Annotated in this window: 3 protein-coding genes; 2 read left to right on the forward strand and 1 reads right to left on the reverse strand. The window is 67.1% G+C overall.

Features of this window, described 5'->3' with window-relative positions; genetic code table 11:
• Nucleotides 1–23 precede the first annotated feature (23 nt).
• On the forward strand, nucleotides 24–344 hold the full coding sequence (locus tag ACIRS4_RS37400) for a hypothetical protein (protein ID WP_404204612.1): 321 nt from the start codon (nucleotides 24–26) through the stop codon (nucleotides 342–344).
• Between the two features lie 14 nt (nucleotides 345–358).
• Here the strand turns inward: ACIRS4_RS37400 and ACIRS4_RS37405 are convergent, their stop codons facing one another.
• Complete coding sequence (locus tag ACIRS4_RS37405; protein WP_357091696.1) at nucleotides 359–631, reverse strand: hypothetical protein; 273 nt, start codon at nucleotides 629–631, stop codon at nucleotides 359–361.
• A 22-nt stretch (nucleotides 632–653) separates the two neighbouring features.
• Here ACIRS4_RS37405 and ACIRS4_RS37410 point away from each other — a divergent pair, with 22 nt between their 5' ends.
• Nucleotides 654–1,025, forward strand: coding sequence for a DUF488 family protein (locus tag ACIRS4_RS37410; RefSeq protein ID WP_357091693.1), 372 nt, complete (start codon nucleotides 654–656; stop codon nucleotides 1,023–1,025).
• Nucleotides 1,026–1,278 lie beyond the last annotated feature (253 nt).

Consider the following 1,278-nt stretch of genomic DNA (forward strand, 5'->3'; position numbering starts at 1 on the left):
CTGCAAGGGGATCGGAGGCGGGGATGACGACCACCGTTTTGCTGCTGGGATTGAAGTCGGCCGTGGTGGACGAGGTGCGCGAGCGCGTCGGCCTACCGGAGGTCGACATCCACGCGGGCACCGGGCCGGCCGATCTGCGGGACATGTTGGCGCGCACCCCGATCGACCACGTGATCATGGGTGCGGGCCTGGACCTCGAGGACCGGCTGAGCATCGTGCGCGCCGTCTTCGAATCCAGTGACCGCACCACCGTCCACATGAAGGACTTCGCCTCGGGGCCGCAGGGATTCGCGCCGTTCGTGCGTGCCGTGCTCACCGGACTGCACAGCACGCCGGCCGGCTGAATTCCGCTGACGCCTCAGGCGTGCTTGGTGAGGTAGTCCACGTACATCGGCCGCAGCACCTCGCCCAGTTTGCCTTCCCCGGCGTGGAAGTAGTCGTCGAGCAGGGCCGCGGTGTTCCAGATGTCGACCTCGCCCTCACCCTGCTTGCCCGCCGCCACCTCGGCGCCGGGAATCGCCTTGAGCAGCTGCCACAGGAATTTGACGTCGCCGCGGCGGGCGGCCAGCTTCACGGCGCGGTCGTGCAATTCCTTGGTGGACAGCGTCGCCAGATCCGGAGTTTCGGCCATGGTCTCGACTGTAATGGAGCACATGACACAGCAACCGGGATACCGGGTCAAGCGCGTCTACGACGCCCCCGATGCCGCCGACGGCCGCCGCGTGCTGGTGGACCGGCTGTGGCCGCGCGGCATCAGCAAACAGCAAGCGGCCATTGACGAATGGGCCAAAGACGTGACCCCGTCGAACGAACTTCGCAAGTGGTATCACGCCGCGCCGGAGACACGCCGTGCCGAGTTCGAGCGCAAGTATCGAATCGAGCTCGGGGCCGATGCGGCCCGCGAAGGTCTGGCGCACCTGCGGGAGGAGGCCGCGACCGGTCCGTTGACCCTGGTCACGGCTACGAAAGAGCCGGAGCACAGCCATGTCCCGGTACTTCTCGCGGAATTGGGCGAAACGCCCTAACGGGACTCCCGTTAACCCGATCTTCACGAATGCGCCTGATAGTCCGGCGGCCGGATCGTGAATTCGGCGGTAGCGTCGGGGGTGCGGGCCGCGTAGGTGTGGCTCGTACGGGAGGTCCTGATCGTGACTGAGCAACTCAGTACGAGGGGGCCGGCACCCGGCCCTCGGGTCGTACGACCCCAAGGCTGACCGGCCCAGCGAGAACGCTCGCGCGGTGTCGCGCGAGTGGCAAAGGAGCCCACCGTGACTGATG

Source organism: Streptomyces sp. NPDC101166 (assembly GCF_044768125.1).
GTDB lineage: Bacteria > Actinomycetota > Actinomycetes > Streptomycetales > Streptomycetaceae > Streptomyces.

Excerpts from the sequence above, each read along its gene's own strand:
- ACIRS4_RS37400 (WP_404204612.1), top strand. The coding sequence starts at position 24 with ATGACGACCACCGTTTTGCTGCTGGGATTGAAGTCGGCCGTGGTGGAC.
- ACIRS4_RS37405 (WP_357091696.1), bottom strand. The coding sequence starts at position 631 with ATGGCCGAAACTCCGGATCTGGCGACGCTGTCCACCAAGGAATTGCAC.
- ACIRS4_RS37410 (WP_357091693.1), top strand. The coding sequence starts at position 654 with ATGACACAGCAACCGGGATACCGGGTCAAGCGCGTCTACGACGCCCCC.